This is a genomic window from Rathayibacter sp. AY2B9 (genome assembly GCF_002931595.1).
Lineage (GTDB): Bacteria > Actinomycetota > Actinomycetes > Actinomycetales > Microbacteriaceae > Rathayibacter.
On sequence record NZ_PSUB01000002.1, the window covers coordinates 139,089 to 155,344 of the forward strand.

The following is a 16,256-nucleotide window of genomic DNA, read 5'->3' on the forward strand; positions in this document are numbered from 1 at the left end:
GCCGAGCAGCCCCTCGGCGCACGTCGAGCCGTTGGCTCCGGAAACGGAGCCGTCCGCTCCGTCCCTCGCGACGCTGGCCGCTCTCCCCTCGGTCGAAGGCCCCGCCGCCGTCCCTTACGACCGCGACCTCTTCGGGCAGGCGTGGTCGGACGTCGACCGCAACGGCTGCGATACCCGCAACGACGTCCTCGGCCGCGACTTGCTCGCCCCCGTGTTCAAGCCCGGCACCCGCGACTGCAAGGTCCTCACCGGCACCCTGATCGACCCCTACGACGGCGCCTCGGTCGCCTTCGTCTCCGGGACCGACACGTCCCGCCTCGTGCAGATCGACCACGTCGTCGCCCTGGGCTGGGCGTGGCACCACGGCGCCTGGTCGTGGACGGACGACCAGCGCCTCGCCTTCGCGAACGACCCCGCGAACCTCGTCGCCGCGTCCGAGCAGACCAACCGCGCGAAGAGCGACGCCGGCCCGGGGGAGTGGCTGCCACCGGCCGCGGAGCTGCGTTGCGGGTACGTGGAGCAGTTCGTGGCGGTGCTCAGCGACTACGGGCTCGGGATCGGCGCCCGGGATCGGGCGGCGTCGGAGGCGGTGCTGGCGGGGTGCGGGGAGTGAGGGGGAGAACCTCTTTCCTCTGATGGAGGGTCGTCCCGGCGCCGCAGCAGCGGCAGACGCGACCGCATTACGGTCTTTCAACCGTGGCGATAGTGAGTAATGGTCTCTTCCGTGACCTCTTTTCTGGGACCTATGCGGCACAAAGTCCAGCATTTACGCAAAATGAGTAACTCTGTCGCTAACACGAGTGCACCTCGACAGAACGCGCTCCGAGCATTCCTAGTCTCGCGAGATGCCTCCCGTTACTCCCGCCACACTCTCACTTGAACTGGGCGTTTCTCAGCGTCGAATCCGAAGCCTCCTCCGCTCCTCCTACGGAACTCTTCCCGCTGAGGAATCTCGGTGGGATCTGACCGAAGAGCAGGCGGAGGCTGTCCGCTCCCGTCTGCTTCGACGAGACACCACCGAGCGTCGGTTCACCTTGGAAGTGGGCGACCAGGTCCTCCGGCGTGATATTCACCGCGCCTACGGAGGGCAGCAGCAGCAGGGGATCGTGACGCCGCGAGCGCTCCGTGAAATCTTCATCTTCACCGATCCGGCGAAGGGAGCTCGATACGGCTACGACCGGTTCGAGGGACTTCGCGAGGACGGGTCCTACTCCTACACGGGAGAAGGGCAGGTCGGTGACCAGGTTTTTCTTCGCGGCAACAAGGCTCTCCGGGACGCGGCGCAGGATGGGCGGGTGCTTCGGCTGTTCACGGTGCAGGGAACGAGCGTGACCTATATCGGTGCCTTCACGACAGGGACTCCGACCTACCGGTGGGAGATCATCCCGGACACCGAAGGGACGCAGCGACGCGGCATCATCTTCACTCTCCTGCCGCTTGCGGCGGACATCACTCGGCTGCCGACCTACGGTGGCACACAGGAGTCCGCCGCCTCGCTCGGCGACTGGACGCCTCCCGAGCACTCCGACATCGTCATCGCGGGTGCGGATGTCAGCCCTCTCGATGACCGGGTCGTCTCCCGAATCGAGTTCGAGCTGCAGTCCGACTTTGGGCTCTGGCTGACCGAGAACGGCACGCCGCCCAGTCGTCTGACGCTCCCGGTCGGCAGCTCACGGGTCGAGCCGGACCTCTACGTCCAATCGAGCGGCTGGATTGTCGAAGCCAAGAAGTCGACCGCCCGGTCCTTCGTCCGCATGGCCATCGGGCAGGTGCTCGACTATGCCCATCTTGCGCAGCGCGAGGGCTACGCGGCAGTCCCCGTCATCCTGCTTCCCGGTCGCCCGGAAGAGGACATGCTGGATCTCATCCGCAGCCTCTCGATCATCACAGCGTTCAGGTCTGACGAGGGCTTCGACCTCATCGATCCGTAGAGGAAAGAAGCCGAACGGCCGGCAGATCGGGGTGGGCCCACTCCAGTCCGGGGAGTTCGCTCGGAAGGAGCCAGAGGAGTTGGTCGTGGTCGGTGCTCTCCGTGGGGCGTGGGCCACGAACCACGGCTCGGAAGCAGTGCAACCGAATGGTGAGAGCGCCGACCTCCGTTTCGTCTGACGTCAGCTTGGGGCCGACCTCGATCTCCACGCTCAGCTCCTCGCGGATCTCCCTCTCGAGGGCGCCTTCAGCCGTTTCGCCAGGTTCTCTCTTGCCGCCGGGAAATTCCCAGAGCCCGCCCGCCGCCTTGTCCGCCCGCCGACGGCAGGCGAGAATACGGCCGCGATCGCTGATGACCGCCGCAACGACGTCGAGAGTGTCCACGTGTCCATCATGCCGACACCGGTGCAACGACCGCCCTATACGCGATGGCCGTGCGCACCCCCCTCTTTGACGCCCCACCCACCCCCGTGTTAGCGTCGCTCTCGGACATGTGACTGGTCGTGCAGGCAGGATCCGACGAAACGCGTAATGAGCGTCGTCGGGTCCTTTTTTTGTGCCCGGACGCCTCCTGACGCTCCGCCGGAGCACCGATGACGGTGCCGGAGGGGGCGGGGACGGCGACGGACGGCCGGGCAGCACAGCGCAGGGAAGCGCGCGTCCCCACACACCCGGAGGAGTACCGATGAGTACCCAGGAGAGCGCGAAGGCGATCCTCGAGCACGTCGGCGGCGCCGCCAACGTGGCGAAGCTGCAGCACTGCTCGACCCGTCTGCGGTTCGCGCTGGCGGACGACGCGAAGGCCGACGTCGAGGCGCTGAAGGCGGTGCCCGGCGTGATCGGCGTCGTCACCGGCCCGCAGACGCAGGTCATCGTCGGCAGCGGCGTCAGCGAGATGTACGCGGCGGTCGAGAAGCTGCGCGGCGGCACCACCACGTCGACGGCGCAGGCGAAGCAGCCGCGGTCCCTCAAGCGCCTCGGCGCGACGATCATGGACTTCGTGGTCAGCGTGTTCACGCCGATCATCCCGGCCATCGCGGGCGCCGGCATCTTCAAGTCGTTCCTCGTCCTCGCCTCGGCGCTGGGCTGGCTCGACCCCGCCTCCGACAACTTCAAGCTGCTGTCCGCCATCCCGGACGCGGTGTTCGGCTTCCTGCCGCTGCTCGTCGCCTACACGAGCGCGAAGAAGCTCGACGTGAACCGGCCGCTCGCGCTCGGGCTCGTCGGCGTCCTGGTCTTCCCGGCGTTCACGACGCTGCTCAACCAGGAGGGCGGCGTCGCGCTCTTCGGCATCCCGGTGCCGGTCATCGCCTACAACGCCCAGGTGTTCCCGGCGATCCTGGCCGTGCTGCTGCTCTCGGTCGTCGAGCGCTTCTTCACGAAGCACTCATGGGGTCCGATCCGCACGTTCTACGTGCCGCTGATGTGCCTCGTGATCGTCGCTCCGGCCACGATCTTCCTGCTCGGCCCCCTCGGCTACTGGCTCGGCTCCATGCTCACCGGCGCGATGATCGGCCTCTACGGGGCGCTCGGCTGGGTGGCCGTCGCGCTGCTGGCCGGCGTGCTCCCGCTGATCATCTCGGTCGGCATGCACAAGGCGTTCATCCCGCCGACCATCGCGACGATGGCCAGCGCGGGCAAGGACACCTTCTACCTCGCCTCCTCGCTCGCCCACAACGCGGCGGAGGCCGGCTCCAGCCTCGCGATCGCCCTGCGCACCAAGAGCGCGACCCTCCGCGCCACCGCCTTCTCGGGCGGCCTCTCGGCCCTCTTCGGGATCACCGAGCCGGCGCTCTACGGCGTCACGCTGCAGAACAAGCGCGCCCTCGTCTCCGTCATCACGGGCAGCGTCGTCGGAGGCGCCTACATCGGCGCCACGCAGGTCGCCGCGTTCGCGCTGGTCAGCCCCGGCGTCGCGAGCATCTCGATGTTCATCGACGGGCTGAACCCCTGGAACCTGCTCAACGCCGTGATCGGCCTGCTGATCTCGGTCGCCGTCTCGTTCGTCGTCTCCTTTGTCATCTGGCGCGACGACGCCTCCGCCAGCGTCCAGGCGCTCGGCGACGTGGCGGCCGCCGCCGGGAGCCCGCTCGCGCTGCAGGCGCCGCTCACCGGCTCCGTCATCCCCCTCTCGGAGGTGCCGGACCCCGTGTTCTCGGCCGGCGTGCTCGGCGAGGGGCTGGCGATCCGCCCCACAGACGGAGCCGTCCGGGCGCCGTTCGCGGGCGAGGTCATCGCGCTGCTCTCCTCCCGCCACGCCGTGGGGCTCCGCCGCGCGGACGGCGTCGAGGTGCTCATCCACGTCGGCATCGACACGGTGCAGCTGGACGGCGCGCCGTTCGAGGCGCACGTCGCGGTCGGCGATCGGGTCGAGGCCGGGCAGCTGCTCCTCACCGCCGACCTGGCCGCGATCACCGCGGCCGGCTACGACACCACGACCCCGGTGCTCGTAACCAACTCCGCCGAGTACACCGTGCTCGTCGAGGCCGCCGAGCGGATCACCGCCGGCGACCGGATCATGACCGTGACGCAGAGAGAGAAGGAGCTCGCCGATGGCGCTTCCTGACGGATTCCGATGGGGCGGCGCCCTCGCCGCCAACCAGGTCGAGGGCGCGTGGCGCGAGGGCGGGCGCGGCCCGGCGGTCAGCGACGTCGCCTCCTACAAGCCGAAGGCGGACCCGAAGGAGTACGCGATCCACCACCGCAACACGGTGGAGAGCATCACGGCGGCGATGTCCGACGACGCCACCGAGTACTACCCCAAGCGCCGCGGCATCGACTTCTACCACCGCTACCCCGGCGACCTCGCGCTGTTCGCCGAGATGGGCTTCACCACCCTCCGCGTCTCGATCGCCTGGACCCGCCTCTACCCGACGGGGGAGGAGGCGGAGCCGCTCGAGGAGGGCATCGCCTACTACTTCGCCCTCTTCACCGAGATGCGGCGCCTCGGGATCGAGCCGCTGGTCACGCTCTCGCACTACGACCCGCCGCTCGCGCTCGCGCTGAAGCACAACGGCTGGGTCGACCGCCGCACGGTCGGGCTGTTCGAGCGCTTCGCCCGCACCTGCTTCGAGCGCTTCGGCCACCTCGTCGACATGTGGCTGACCTTCAACGAGATCGACGGCATCATCCGCCACCCGTTCACCTCGGGCGGAATCATCGAGGAGACCGTCGAGGGCAGCGTGGAGCAGGCCTGCTACACGGCCCTGCACCACCAGTTCGTCGCCTCCGCCTCGGTCACGAGGACGCTGAAGGAGCTGTGGCCCGAGTCGCGGATGGGCTGCATGCTCACGATGCTGACCACCTACCCCAACACCTGCCACCCCGACGACGTCGCGGCGACGCAGGCCAAGGAGCGGATGCTCTACCTCTGCACCGACGTCCAGGCGGGCGGCGCCTACCCGCGCCTGGCGCTGCGGGCGCTCGAGAGCCGCGGGGTCGAGATCCCGTTCGAGGCGGGCGACGTCGAGCTGCTGCGCGAGCACCCGGTCGACTTCATCTCGTTCAGCTACTACATGTCGATGACCGAGTCCGTGCGCCCCGACGCCGAGCGCACCCCCGGCAACACGGTCCTCGGCGTCAAGAACCCGTTCCTCGAGTCGAGCGAGTGGGGCTGGCAGATCGACCCCGTCGGCCTGCGGATCTCGCTGATCGACCTCTACGACCGCTACGGCAAGCCGCTGTTCATCGTCGAGAACGGCCTCGGGATGCGCGACGAGCTGACCGAGGACGGCCGGGTCCACGACCCGTACCGGATCGACTACTTCCGCGCGCACTTCGAGCAGATGATCCAGGCGGTGGACGAGGGCGTGGAGCTGCTCGGCTACGTGAGCTGGGCGCCGATCGACCTGATCAGCGCCTCCAGCTCGCAGATCTCGAAGCGCTACGGGTTCGTCTATGTCGACATGGACGACCTCGGCCACGGCAGCACCGAGCGCTACCGGAAGGACTCGTTCTTCTGGTACCAGAAGGTCATCGCCTCCAACGGCGCGGATCTGGGATGATCCTCCTCTGCCCGGAGGCGCCGTCCGGCTCTCCGGGCAGAGGCCCCGCCACCCCCACCCCCAGCCCTGACGCGGCCGTCGACGGAGACACGCATGCAGACCATCAAGAAGGTGCTCAACTCGAGCGTCGTCCTCGTCGTCGACGAGCGCGGCGTCGAGCGCGTGCTCCTGGGCAGGGGGATCGGCTTCGGAGCGAAGGCCGGCGAGGCGATCGAGCCCTCGAGCGTCGACCAGGTGTTCGTGGCGCTGGACGACTCGGATCAGCGCAACCTCGTCGAGCTCCTGGCGCAGATCCCGCCGGAGTTCGTCGAGCTCACCCGCGCGGTCGTCGCCGACGCGGAGGAGCAGGGGCTGAAGCTCGACCCGCACGTGTACCTCGCGCTCACCGACCACCTGCACTTCGCGGTGGAGCGGCAGCGGCGCGGGCTCTCGGTCGCCAACCGGCTGGCCTGGGAGATGCGGACGGTCTACCCCGTGCAGTACGCGGTGGGGGAGCGGGCGGTCGAGCGGATGCGCGAGCGCCTGGACGTGGAGCTGCCCGCCGACGAGGCCGCGAACGTCGCGTTCCACCTCGCCAACGCGGAGCTCGGCAAGGTCGGGATCGACTCGCTCCGGATCGTGCAGCTCATCCGCTCGGTGACCGCGATCATCCAGCACTCCAGCGGAGCCGCGCTCGACCGCGACGACCTCCGCTCCGCCCGCTTCGTGGCGCACCTGCAGTACTTCGCCGAGCGCTTCTTCTCGGGCGGCCTGCTCGAGAGCGAGGACGACTTCCTCTTCACCAGCCTCAGCGCCCGCTACCCGCGCGCGATCGCCTCCGCCGAGCGGGTCCGCTCCTTCGTGGCGGCCGAGTACCAGGCCGCCCTGCCCAACGAGGAGGTCGCCTTCCTGGCCCTCCACATCGCGCGCGCCGCTCCGGAGTAGCGCGCTGACCCCGGAGAACCGCATGCACCGCACCACCCCCGCCCGCCCGACGACGCCCGCGAGCGCGCGCCCGTGAGCGGCACGATCCACCTCGTGCGCCACGCCGAGACCCTCTTCAACGTCGCCGGCCAGCTGCAGGGCTGGTGCGACTCGCCCCTGACCGAGCGCGGCGAGCGCCAGGCGGCGGCCCTCGGCGAGCGGATGCGCGGCGTGCCGCTCGTCACGGCGTTCACGAGCGACCTCACCCGCACCCGCACCACGGCGGCGGCGGCGCTCGCCGGGCACCCGTCGCTCGAGGCCGAGCCGATGGTCGAGCTCCGCGAGTGGCACTTCGGCGCCTTCGAGGGGCAGCCGAACGCCTCGCTCTGGGAGCCGGTGTTCGCCGACCACGGCTACTCCTACGTGCCCGCCTCCGCCGACTGGCCGCGGATGACCGACGCCGGTCTCGACTCGGTACTCGACGCGATCCACCGCCACGACCCCTCCGGCCGGGCCGACAGCGGTGCCACCGTGCGCGCCCGCGTGGAGGCCGCGATCGCGCGGTTCGCGCCGGCGGCCGAGCACGGGGACGTGCTGGTCGTGACGCACGGAGCGGTGCTCGGGAGCATCCTCCGCGCGCTCGACCCCGCGCACCGGCCGCAGCGGGGCTACCCGAACTGCGCGGTCGTGTCGGTGACGGACGGCGTCATCGGCGAGGTCGACGGGAGCTGCGCGACGGCCTGACCCCGCCCCTCCTCCTCCACGGACGCCCCTGTGCGCTCCGGTCGCCGACCGGACGAGCACGGGGGCGTCCGTCGTGCTCGGGACGCCGGCGGCCCGCACCCGGGCCGCCCCCGGACCTGCACGCGCGGCCGCCTCGGGACCTGCACGTCCGGTGATGCGGGACCTGCACTTTCGGCCACCTCGGCGCTGTACCGAAGTACAGGAGCCCGTCGCGAGAGCGTCCGTAGCGTCTGAGGAGTCAAGAGAAACGACTTCGAGGAGATGACATGCGAGGGCTTCAGCTCAGCGGCGTGAGCCGTGCATTCGGCGGCCACCGGGTCCTGCACGACGTGGACCTGTCCGTGGGCCGCGGCGAGATCGTCGGCTTCATCGGCGGCAACGGCGCCGGCAAGACCACGACGATGCGGCTGATCCTGGGCCTGCTCACCCCCGACACGGGGACCATCACCTGGGACGGCGCGCCGATCACCGCCGAGGACCGCCGCTCGATCGGCTACATGCCGGAGGAGCGCGGCCTCTACCCGCAGATGCGGGTCCGCGAGCAGGTGATCCACTTCGCTCTGCTCGAGGGGCACGACGCCCGGGGAGCCCGTGAGACCGCCGAGGAGGTGATCGACGCGCTGGGCCTGGCCGAGCGGGCCGACACCCTGGTGCAGGACCTCTCGCTCGGCAACCAGCAGCGCGTGCAGCTGGCCGTGTCCCTGGTGGGCGATCCGTCGCTCCTGGTGCTGGACGAGCCCTTCTCGGGGCTCGACCCGGTCGCCGTGGAGACGATGGCCGGCCTGATCCGGCAGCAGTCCGCCCGCGGCGTCGGCGTGCTCTTCTCCTCCCACCAGCTCGACCTGGTCGAGCGCCTCTGCGACACCGTCTGCGTGCTCGACTCCGGCCGCGTGACCGCGAGCGGAGCGGTGGCCGAGCTGCAGGACGACGGCCGCAGCCGCTGGCAGCTGCAGTTCTCCCGCCCCCTGGACGACCTGCTCGTCGCCGAGCTCGGCGTCACACCGGGACTGTCGGCCGAGCCGGTCCCCGGGGAGCCGGAGTCGCTGCTCGTCTCGATCGAGGGCAGCGGCCGGGACGTCCCCGAGCAGGTGCTCGCGACCCTCACCCGCCACGGCGGCCTCCGGAGCATCCGCACCGCGCAGCGCTCGCTGACCGAGCTGCTGTCCGAGCGGCTCACCGCCGCCTCCACCCCTGCGGCCGAGCGCCGCCTCGAGATCCAAGGAGCAGGACGATGACCACCACGCACCCCCGCGCCGCCCACGCCCGGACCGCCGAGAGCTCCGCTCCTCCGACGCCGGCCCGGGGAGCCGCGACGATCGTCCGCCGCGAGATCCTGACCCGCACCGGGAACCGCACGATCCTCACCGCGACCCTCGCGCTGGCCGCGATCGCCGGCCTCGGCGCCGGGATCGGCGGCTGGTTCCTGGTCGACGCGACGAGGGAGGCGGGGACCGTGGTCCTCGACACCCGGATCCTGTTCGCGACCGCGATGATCAGCGCCCTGCTCGCCGCGATGGTCTACTCCTCGTCGAGTCTGGCCTCGGGGGTGGTCGAGGAGAAGTCGTCCCGGATCGTCGAGATCCTGCTGACGAAGATCGGCGTCGCCCCGCTGCTCGCCGGGAAGATGATCGGCGTCGGCCTGGTGACCCTGGCCCAGCTGCTCGTGATCGGCGGCGCCGTCGTCGGCGGGTTCAGCGTGGTCGGCGGGTGGTCGGTCCTCGAGATCGAGCTCGGCCCGAGCCTGGTCTGGTTCCTCGTCTGGTTCCTGCAGGGCTACGTGCTCTTCGCGCTCCTCAGCACCCTGCTCGCCTCGACCGTGTCGAGGCAGGAGGACCTGGGCACCGCCGCCATGCCGCTCTCCGTCGTGCAGATGGCGCTGCTGATCATCGCGCTCTACGTGGTGCCGGCGAACCTCGACGAGGCCTGGGTGCACGCGCTCTCCTTCGTCCCCCTCTTCTCCTCCTACCTCATGCCGATGCGCTTCGGCCTCGACTCGGTCGGCACCCCCGAGATGGTGATCGCCGCCGTCGTCGCCGCGATCACGGTGCCGCTGCTGTTCCGCCTGGTCGTCCGCGTCTACCGCAACAACGCGTTCCGCACCGGCTCCCGCGTCTCGCTCCGCGCCTCCCTCAGGGCCGCCGACGCCTCCTAGGCCCGGCTCCCGATATCCACCACCACCACCCCTCGGAAGGACACCACCATGACCACCTCGCGCACCGCCTCGACCCGCCCCTCGCCCCTCAAGAAGCTGCTCGTCAACACCGCCCTCCTCGTCGGGGGAGCGGGCGGCGCCTACCTCGTCGTCACCTACCTCTTCTGATCCGCTCGACCGACCGAAGGACACGATCGTGACTCTCCTCGCGACTCCCGGGCTCCGCCCCGCGACCCCTGGGCACCGCCCCGCGGATCCGGCGGCCCTCCGGGCGGCGGCCTCGACCGAGCGGCTGCTCGGCGGCGGACGCCACCGCGTCGCCGCGATCGACCGCCCCGCCTTCGCCGGCCGGAACGCGTCGTGGACGATGACCCTCGACGACGGCGCCCGCGTCTTCGTCAAGCACGTCTCGCCCCGGACGGCGGGCCCCGCGGCCTTCCGCCGCTCCAGGGACTTCGCCGGCTTCGCCGCCCGGAGCCCCGAGCACGCCCCGGCCGGACCCCGCCTGCTGGCGGCCCACGAGGACGACTCCCTGCTGGTGTTCGAGCACTGCCCCGGCACCAGCCTGGCCCTCCTGCTCGTGGAGGAGCGCGTCCCCGCGGACTTCCCCGAACAGGCCGGCCGGCTCCTGGCCCGGCTGCACGCCGGCCCGGTGGCGGGCCTCACCGCGACCTCGCACCCCAGCCCTCCCGTCGAGATGCTGCGCGTCGGCATCCCGCACACCCGCTACGTCGACCTCACCCTCGCCGAGCTCGCCTTCTGGGGCGACCTGCAGCACGACGAGCAGCTCGTCTCGGCCACGGAGGATCTCCGCGAGTGGGAGAGCGGCAACCGCACGGCCCCGATCCACGGCGACCTCCGCCTCGACCAGTTCCACCTCCGCGACGGGCGCCTCCAGCTGCTCGACTGGGAGGAGTTCGGGATCGGGGATCAGGCCCGCGACCTCGGCACGCTGGCGGGGGAGTGGATCCACCGCGCGGTGCTCGACACCGTGACCACCCGGGAGGGCGCCTCCGCTCCTCCCCTCGCCTTCGACACCGCGGCCGCGGACGCCCGCATCGCGGAGCGGATGGCGGCACTGGTCCCGAGGATCCGGCGGATGTGGCTCGCCTACGCCGCCGAGACCGCCGGCGCGGACGACGCTCTCGCCGTCCGCGCCACCGCCCACCTGGGCTGGCACCTCGTCGACCGCACCCTCGCCCGGGCCTCGATGGTCTCCCGCCTCCCCGGGATCGAGCGGGCCGCCGCCGGCATCGGCCGCCGCGTCCTGCTCGCCCCCTCCGCCTACTCCACCGCCCTCGGATTCGACAGGAGCCCGCGATGACCGCCCTCACCACCCGCTCCGTCCTCGACGAGGCCGTGATCAGCGTCGACGCCGCCCGGCTGCGGGCCGAGGTCGACGGGACCGTGATCGAGGCCACCGGGCCGATCGAGCTGCGGGCCCGACTCGCCGCCACCCTCTACACCCACCTGCACCTCCGGAACCCGCTGCTCGGCGAGACCGCCGGAGGCGACGGCCAGGACCTCGCCCCCCGGCTGATCGACGCGATCCCGCACCGCACGGTCCTGCAGCCCGCTCCCTCCGGGGTGCTCGGCTCCGCCACTGTGCAGGGGGAGGAGCGCCGGGTCGTCGAGCTGGGCCGCGTCCGGGTCCTCGTGCCCGAGGTCGATCTCGTCCGCTCCGCCGACGGGGCCGTCGCCGGCGTCCGGCTGCCGAGCTGGCGCACCCACACCACTCCCGGCTACCTCCTCGCCCTCGGCCCGATGGGACTCGATCCCGCCGACCGGGTCGTGCGCCTCTCGCTCGTCGCCGACTCGGCGGAGGACGCGCTCGCCCTGTGGGGCCCGCTCCTGGAGGCGCTCGCCGCCTCCGGAGCCCGCCACCAGGCCAAGGCGCTCTCGGACCCGCGGGCCTTCCCCCGCTCCGACGCCCTCGTCGTCTACCTGCCCGCCGACTCCGCCGACGACGTCGCCCGGAGGATCACTCCGCTGCTCGATGCCCGGCCCTCGCCCCGCACCGCCGTCTCGGCCTTCGCCGAGAGGCTCGCCGACGGCCTCGCCTACGCCGAGGACCCGGCCGACGAGCGCTCCTCCTACCGCGGACTGAGCTTCGGCCAGCACCGCTCCCGCGTCCTCGCCGAAGCGCTCCTGCGCTCCTCGGCCGAGACGATCCCCGCCGCCGACGCCTGGGCCGACGCCGCCTGCGCCGCGCGCATCGACCCGGACCGCCCGGGACTCACCGCCCGCTAGGGCCCCACGAACCTCCCCTCGATCCCGAGGGGACCACCACCTCAGCCCGAGGTACTCCACGAAAGGGACACATCATGACCACCATCTCCACCGACGCCCAGTCCGCCGACCTCTCCGCCCTCGCGGGAGCGCATGACACCTTCGCCACCGTCGACGAGCTCGGCTCGGACGCCGCGACCGAGGCGCCCGCCACCACGCCCCTGTGCGTCGGCATCATCGTCGGCGCCACCCTCGGCGCGGGCTGCTGACCCGGCCCTCCTCCCGCCCGGGTGCTCCCGCAGCACCCGCTCCCCGGCCCTCCGGCCGGACCACCCGCACCACTCCCCGCACGACCCGGCGGATCCGCCGCCACCACTCATCCAAGGAGAACACCATGTCGACCATCACCGCCCAGACCGTCCAGCCCGCCGACCTCGCCGAGCTCGCCACCGCCCACGACACCTTCACCGCCGCCGACGAGATCGGCACCGACGCCGCCTCCGAGGCGCCCGCCACCACCCCGTTCTGCGCCGGCGTCATCATCGGCGTCACCCTCACCGCAGGGTGCTGACGGGCACGGGGCGACCGGTCCTCGACCGCGTCGCCCCGGCCCCTCCCGGGCGCGTGCCGTCCGCTCGCGCCGTCCGCCCATCCCCGTCCGCCCTTTCCGCGGGCACGGTCCGCCCGTCCGCCGCCGTCCTCACCGCCGGCCGTGACCCGATCCGCCCTCCCGCCCGCCGCCCTCTGAGGAGACCGCCATGACCACCCCGCCCGGTGCGCAGAGCGCCGCACTCTCCGACCTCTCGCTCGTCCGCTTCGGCTACTCCCGGGTGGCCCTCGTCCTGACCGGCTCCGCCATGACCCAGGTCATGCCCTACTGGATCCAGTGGGCGCGCGCCGCCGCTCCGGCGACCGAGTTCCGCGTGCTCGTCCGCGACTCGGCCTACCGCTTCACCACCCGGCACAACCTGGAGTCGCGACTGCGCGGCCGGATCCAGGACGACCGCTGGGACGACGAGATCGTCGTCGCCCACGTCGACCTCGCCGAGTGGGCCGACCTCATCCTGATCTACCCGGCCACCCTCGACTACGCCTCGCGCCTCGCGCACGGCATCACCGACTCCCCATCGCTGCTCGCGGCCCTCACGACGGAGGCGCCGGTGTGCATCGCTCCGTCGCTCCCGCCGCGGGCGCTCGGCAACCCGGTCGTCGAGTCCACCCTCGCGCTGCTGCGCGAGCCGGCCAACTTCACCGTCATCGACCCCGTGCCCGGGCCGAGCGAGTCCAGCGACACGGCGCTCGCCTGGGTGCCGCCCGCGTTCCCCGCGGTGCTGCGCCACCTGGAGTCGCTGCGCACGGCACCGGCTGCCGCGGAGGAGGCGAGGTCGGCGTGAGCACCACCGCCCCTCCGCGGGCCCTCGTCACCGGGCTGCTCGTCACCGAGCTCTCGGCCGGACCCGACGGGACCACCGTCTGGACCCGCCGCCTCGGAGAGCAGGCGCCGCTGCCGTTCTCGCCGGTGCCCGTCCGCCTCGCAGCGCCCGATCCCCGGATCGTGCCGGGAGGCGCCGACCCGTCGATCCGCCGCTACCGCACCACCGCCCGCGCCCTGCTGCCCGCGCTCCTCCACGAGCTGTCGGAGGAGGCGCTCGTCTCCGTCGGCCGCGAGTGGAAGGGCGCGCTGGACGCGCTCCACGGCGCCCGGCCCGCCGGGGAGCCGCTCCCTCCGCGTCCGCTGCAGCGCGCCCGCGGCTGGCTCGCCGGTGGCTGGGCGCCCGCCGCCGAGGAGCTCGGCGCCGGCGGTCTCCTCGAGCTCGCCGACTGGGCGGAGGCGGTCGTCGCCTCGCCGGCCGCGGTCGTGGTCCACGGCCACCCCGGCCTCGCCCACCTCGTCGTCGACGGGACCCGCGTCGCTCTGCTCACGGGCGAGGACGTCGGGCTCGCCGACCCGGTCTGGGACGCCGCCTGGGTGCTCGGGGAGCTCGCAGAGCTGCACGCCTTCCACCCCGCGCTCCGCCCGGCCCTCGACGCGCTCCGCCGCGGACTCTCGCTCGAGGAGGACCACGACGCCGAGCTGCTGCGCGTCGGCACCGCGTTCCGGCTGGCCCAGCACGCCGTCGACTGGCACCGCTCCGGGGGCGCCAGCAGCGATCAGGCGCGGCTGCTGCTGCGTCTGTCCGCCGCACAGCTGGGGGAGCGGGCGGAATGAGCGCCCGCGACGTCCCGACCCTGTCCGCCGCCCTGCCCTCCGGCGCCCGCGCGCTCGTCGTGCACCGGCCGGAGGTCCGCAACGACTCGGTCGCCCTCGCCGTGCCCGCCGGCATGCGCCACGAGCGCGACGGCGAGGAGGGGATGCTGCACCTGATCGAGCACCTCGTCTACCAGGACAGTGAGGGGGTCGCCGGTCTCGTCCGGCAGACCCGCGTCGCCGAGAGCGGCGGCGTCCTCGGCGGTCACACGCGCCTCGACTACTCCGAGTTCTTCGAGACGGGTTCTCCCGGGTCGGCCGCCGTGATCGCGGAGCGGCTCGTCGAGCAGGTCTTCCGCCCCGCCTTCCGGCCGGAGCAGATCGCGGAGCAGATCCGCGCGGTCGCCTCTGAGCGGGCCGCGCGCCTCGCCCCCGCTCCGGGCGGCGTGCTGCCGTGGCCGCACCTGACCGCCCGCTACTGGGCCGACGCCCCGAACGCGCACGACGGCAGCGGCGACCTCGACCTCGAGGGCCGCGCGACCGAGCCCGTCCTGCGCGCGCTGCACAGGCGCCACTACCGCCCGGCCGGCTCCGTGCTGGTCGGCGTCACGGCCGACGACCCCGCCCGGCTCCTGGACCGCCTGGTCGCGGCCCTCGCGGAGACGCCCGATCGCGCGGCAGGACCGGTCGCCGTCCCACCTGGGACGGCCCGCCCCGAGTACCGCGCCGAGCCCGCCGCCCGCCGGCTCGCCGCGACCGCCGCCGCGCCGTCGACCCGCGTCTCCGACGAGCTGCTCGGCGACCTGATCGCCGCCGAGGCGCTCGCTGCGCAGGCCGGACTCGACGCGAGCGCCGGACTCTTCGGCCCGGGCGACACCGTCGCCGACGACCTCTTCGTGCTGGTCGACGACACCGCCGTGCCCGTCGATCCGTGGCACCGCCTCCGCGCCCTCGCGGTGAGCGACGACTCCGCCCTCGAGCACGCCCGGCACCGCGCGGTGCTGCGTGCGGAGCGGCTGGTGCACGACGACGAGCGTCTGGCCCGCACCGTCGCCCGGGATGCCCTGCTGCGCGGTGCGCCCGGCTTCGCGGGCGAGCTCGTCGACTCCCTCGCCGCGCGGCCGCCGCGCCCGCTGCTCGCGGACGCCGCGGCCCGCCTCGCCGAGCAGCCCTTCGCCGCACTGGGCGTTCCCGCCGCCTCCACCCGTCCCGGAAGGAGGAGCCCATGACCGCCGCACCCCCGCTCGCCGTCGTCGACGAGCGCTCCCGCTTCGCCGTCGTCGCCCTCGGCTGGCGCGCCCCGGCCGGAGACGACGGGCCCGACCGCGCTGCCCGCCTCCGCTCGGCCGTTCCCCCCGGAGCGGTCTCGCTCGCGTGGACGGCGACGGCCGGGGCGCAGAGCCTCACCGCGGTGCTCCCTCCGGAGGGCGCCGCGGCCTGGACCGCCCTGACGCTCGAGCGCGCCCAGGGAGCCGGGGATCCGGTGCTCGCCGTGGTCGGGCCCGAACGCGCCGTCCGCGAGACGTCCCGGCCCGTCTCCGTGCCCGCCGCGGCTCCGCTGCCGAGCGCTCTGCACCAGTCCCGCGAGCAGGGCTACGAGAGCACGATCGTCACCGGCGCGGACCCGTCCGGCGAAGTCGGCCACGCTGCGACGTTCCTGGCGCTGTGCCGCCTCACCGCGGGGGCCGAGCCGCTCGTCCCCGCCGCACTGCGCTCCGCCGGCGGCGATGCGGTCGCCCAGGTCGCGCGGGGCCTGCGCTCGAGCCGCCCCTCCCTCACCTGGCAGGTCGTCTCCCCGGCCGGCCAGGGTATCCCGACTCTCGAGACCGTGCTGCGCACCGTCCTCGACGGCCGCGCCGCGCACGGGGAGGGAGCACGCGCCGCGCACGCGTTCGGACGGGCGAACCTCCTCCGCGCCTGGCGGTCGCCCGAGACGCTCGCGCGCACCCTGGTGGAGTACGAGGTGATGGGCTGGGGCGGCGCCCTGGTGCTCGATCCGGAGCCGGCGCTCGCCGCGGTCGACGAGAGTGCGCTCGAGCGGGCGGTCGCGGGGCTCCTGCGGCCCGTCGCCGACGTGGTCGGCTGGGGCTGAATCCGGCGGGCTCGA

General features: G+C 72.8%; 17 protein-coding genes. 16 read left to right on the forward strand and 1 reads right to left on the reverse strand.

Translation table 11 applies throughout. The annotated features are described in order from the left end of the window. The first annotated feature begins 31 nt into the window (after positions 1–31). A complete protein-coding gene (locus tag C5C25_RS03305) occupies positions 32–613 on the forward strand; it encodes an HNH endonuclease family protein (RefSeq protein WP_258069322.1) in 582 nt (193 codons plus the stop codon). A 427-nt stretch (positions 614–1,040) separates the two neighbouring features. Further along, a complete protein-coding gene (locus C5C25_RS03310; RefSeq protein WP_258069323.1) occupies positions 1,041–1,931 on the forward strand; it encodes a hypothetical protein in 891 nt (296 codons plus the stop codon). On the opposite strand, the gene C5C25_RS03315 is transcribed toward C5C25_RS03310, so the two are convergent. Beyond that, entirely contained in the window at positions 1,918–2,313 is a 396-nt protein-coding gene (locus C5C25_RS03315; protein ID WP_104249724.1) for a (deoxy)nucleoside triphosphate pyrophosphohydrolase, read from the reverse strand. The genes C5C25_RS03310 and C5C25_RS03315 overlap by 14 nt on opposite strands. 301 nt (positions 2,314–2,614) lie before the next feature. Here C5C25_RS03315 and C5C25_RS03320 point away from each other — a divergent pair, with 301 nt between their 5' ends. From C5C25_RS03320 to C5C25_RS03375, 14 genes are all read left to right on the forward strand, one after another. Then, on the forward strand, positions 2,615–4,495 hold the full coding sequence (locus tag C5C25_RS03320) for a beta-glucoside-specific PTS transporter subunit IIABC (RefSeq protein ID WP_104249725.1): 1,881 nt from the start codon (positions 2,615–2,617) through the stop codon (positions 4,493–4,495). After that, complete coding sequence (locus C5C25_RS03325; RefSeq protein WP_104249726.1) at positions 4,482–5,933, forward strand: glycoside hydrolase family 1 protein; 1,452 nt, start codon at positions 4,482–4,484, stop codon at positions 5,931–5,933. The genes C5C25_RS03320 and C5C25_RS03325 overlap by 14 nt, the downstream gene beginning before the upstream one ends. A gap of 93 nt (positions 5,934–6,026) precedes the next feature. Then, positions 6,027–6,857, forward strand: a complete 831-nt coding sequence (locus tag C5C25_RS03330) for a PRD domain-containing protein (RefSeq protein WP_104225973.1) — start codon at positions 6,027–6,029, stop codon at positions 6,855–6,857. Between the two features lie 72 nt (positions 6,858–6,929). Beyond that, on the forward strand, positions 6,930–7,580 hold the full coding sequence (locus C5C25_RS03335; protein ID WP_104249727.1) for a histidine phosphatase family protein: 651 nt from the start codon (positions 6,930–6,932) through the stop codon (positions 7,578–7,580). 290 nt (positions 7,581–7,870) lie between these two features. Beyond that, entirely contained in the window at positions 7,871–8,815 is a 945-nt protein-coding gene (locus C5C25_RS03340) for an ABC transporter ATP-binding protein (protein WP_258059757.1), read from the forward strand. Beyond that, positions 8,812–9,732 carry an ABC transporter permease gene (locus C5C25_RS03345; protein ID WP_104249728.1) on the forward strand — a complete coding sequence of 307 codons (921 nt, stop codon included), beginning with the start codon at positions 8,812–8,814 and terminating at the stop codon, positions 9,730–9,732. Before C5C25_RS03340 ends, C5C25_RS03345 begins: the two co-directional genes overlap by 4 nt. Positions 9,733–9,928: 196 nt before the next feature. Then, complete coding sequence (lxmK, locus tag C5C25_RS03350; protein ID WP_104249729.1) at positions 9,929–11,056, forward strand: class V lanthionine synthetase subunit LxmK; 1,128 nt, start codon at positions 9,929–9,931, stop codon at positions 11,054–11,056. Further along, positions 11,053–11,982: a T3SS effector HopA1 family protein gene (locus tag C5C25_RS16390; RefSeq protein ID WP_181133621.1), complete on the forward strand. Its 930-nt coding sequence runs from the start codon at positions 11,053–11,055 to the stop codon at positions 11,980–11,982. Before lxmK ends, C5C25_RS16390 begins: the two co-directional genes overlap by 4 nt. 74 nt (positions 11,983–12,056) lie before the next feature. After that, on the forward strand, positions 12,057–12,230 hold the full coding sequence (locus tag C5C25_RS16395) for a hypothetical protein (protein WP_181133622.1): 174 nt from the start codon (positions 12,057–12,059) through the stop codon (positions 12,228–12,230). A gap of 125 nt (positions 12,231–12,355) precedes the next feature. After that, positions 12,356–12,532 (forward strand): hypothetical protein, encoded by a 177-nt coding sequence (locus C5C25_RS16400; protein WP_181028725.1) that lies wholly within the window; start codon positions 12,356–12,358, stop codon positions 12,530–12,532. A 187-nt stretch (positions 12,533–12,719) separates the two neighbouring features. Continuing rightward, positions 12,720–13,355, forward strand: coding sequence for a flavoprotein (locus C5C25_RS03360; RefSeq protein WP_104249730.1), 636 nt, complete (start codon positions 12,720–12,722; stop codon positions 13,353–13,355). After that, entirely contained in the window at positions 13,352–14,170 is an 819-nt protein-coding gene (locus C5C25_RS03365) for a hypothetical protein (RefSeq protein ID WP_104225099.1), read from the forward strand. The genes C5C25_RS03360 and C5C25_RS03365 overlap by 4 nt, the downstream gene beginning before the upstream one ends. After that, positions 14,167–15,378 carry a pitrilysin family protein gene (locus C5C25_RS03370; protein ID WP_104249731.1) on the forward strand — a complete coding sequence of 404 codons (1,212 nt, stop codon included), beginning with the start codon at positions 14,167–14,169 and terminating at the stop codon, positions 15,376–15,378. The genes C5C25_RS03365 and C5C25_RS03370 overlap by 4 nt, the downstream gene beginning before the upstream one ends. Then, entirely contained in the window at positions 15,375–16,241 is an 867-nt protein-coding gene (locus C5C25_RS03375) for a hypothetical protein (protein WP_104249732.1), read from the forward strand. The genes C5C25_RS03370 and C5C25_RS03375 overlap by 4 nt, the downstream gene beginning before the upstream one ends. Positions 16,242–16,256 lie beyond the last annotated feature (15 nt).

Bases quoted from the DNA above. Each gene is read 5' to 3' on its own strand.
- C5C25_RS03320 (WP_104249725.1), top strand. From the start codon at position 2,615: ATGAGTACCCAGGAGAGCGCGAAGGCGATCCTCGAGCACGTCGGCGGC.
- C5C25_RS03330 (WP_104225973.1), top strand. From the start codon at position 6,027: ATGCAGACCATCAAGAAGGTGCTCAACTCGAGCGTCGTCCTCGTCGTC.
- C5C25_RS03345 (WP_104249728.1), top strand. From the start codon at position 8,812: ATGACCACCACGCACCCCCGCGCCGCCCACGCCCGGACCGCCGAGAGC.
- C5C25_RS03375 (WP_104249732.1), top strand. From the start codon at position 15,375: ATGACCGCCGCACCCCCGCTCGCCGTCGTCGACGAGCGCTCCCGCTTC.
- C5C25_RS16400 (WP_181028725.1), top strand. From the start codon at position 12,356: ATGTCGACCATCACCGCCCAGACCGTCCAGCCCGCCGACCTCGCCGAG.
- C5C25_RS03370 (WP_104249731.1), top strand. From the start codon at position 14,167: ATGAGCGCCCGCGACGTCCCGACCCTGTCCGCCGCCCTGCCCTCCGGC.
- C5C25_RS03360 (WP_104249730.1), top strand. From the start codon at position 12,720: ATGACCACCCCGCCCGGTGCGCAGAGCGCCGCACTCTCCGACCTCTCG.
- C5C25_RS16395 (WP_181133622.1), top strand. From the start codon at position 12,057: ATGACCACCATCTCCACCGACGCCCAGTCCGCCGACCTCTCCGCCCTC.
- C5C25_RS16390 (WP_181133621.1), top strand. From the start codon at position 11,053: ATGACCGCCCTCACCACCCGCTCCGTCCTCGACGAGGCCGTGATCAGC.
- C5C25_RS03325 (WP_104249726.1), top strand. From the start codon at position 4,482: ATGGCGCTTCCTGACGGATTCCGATGGGGCGGCGCCCTCGCCGCCAAC.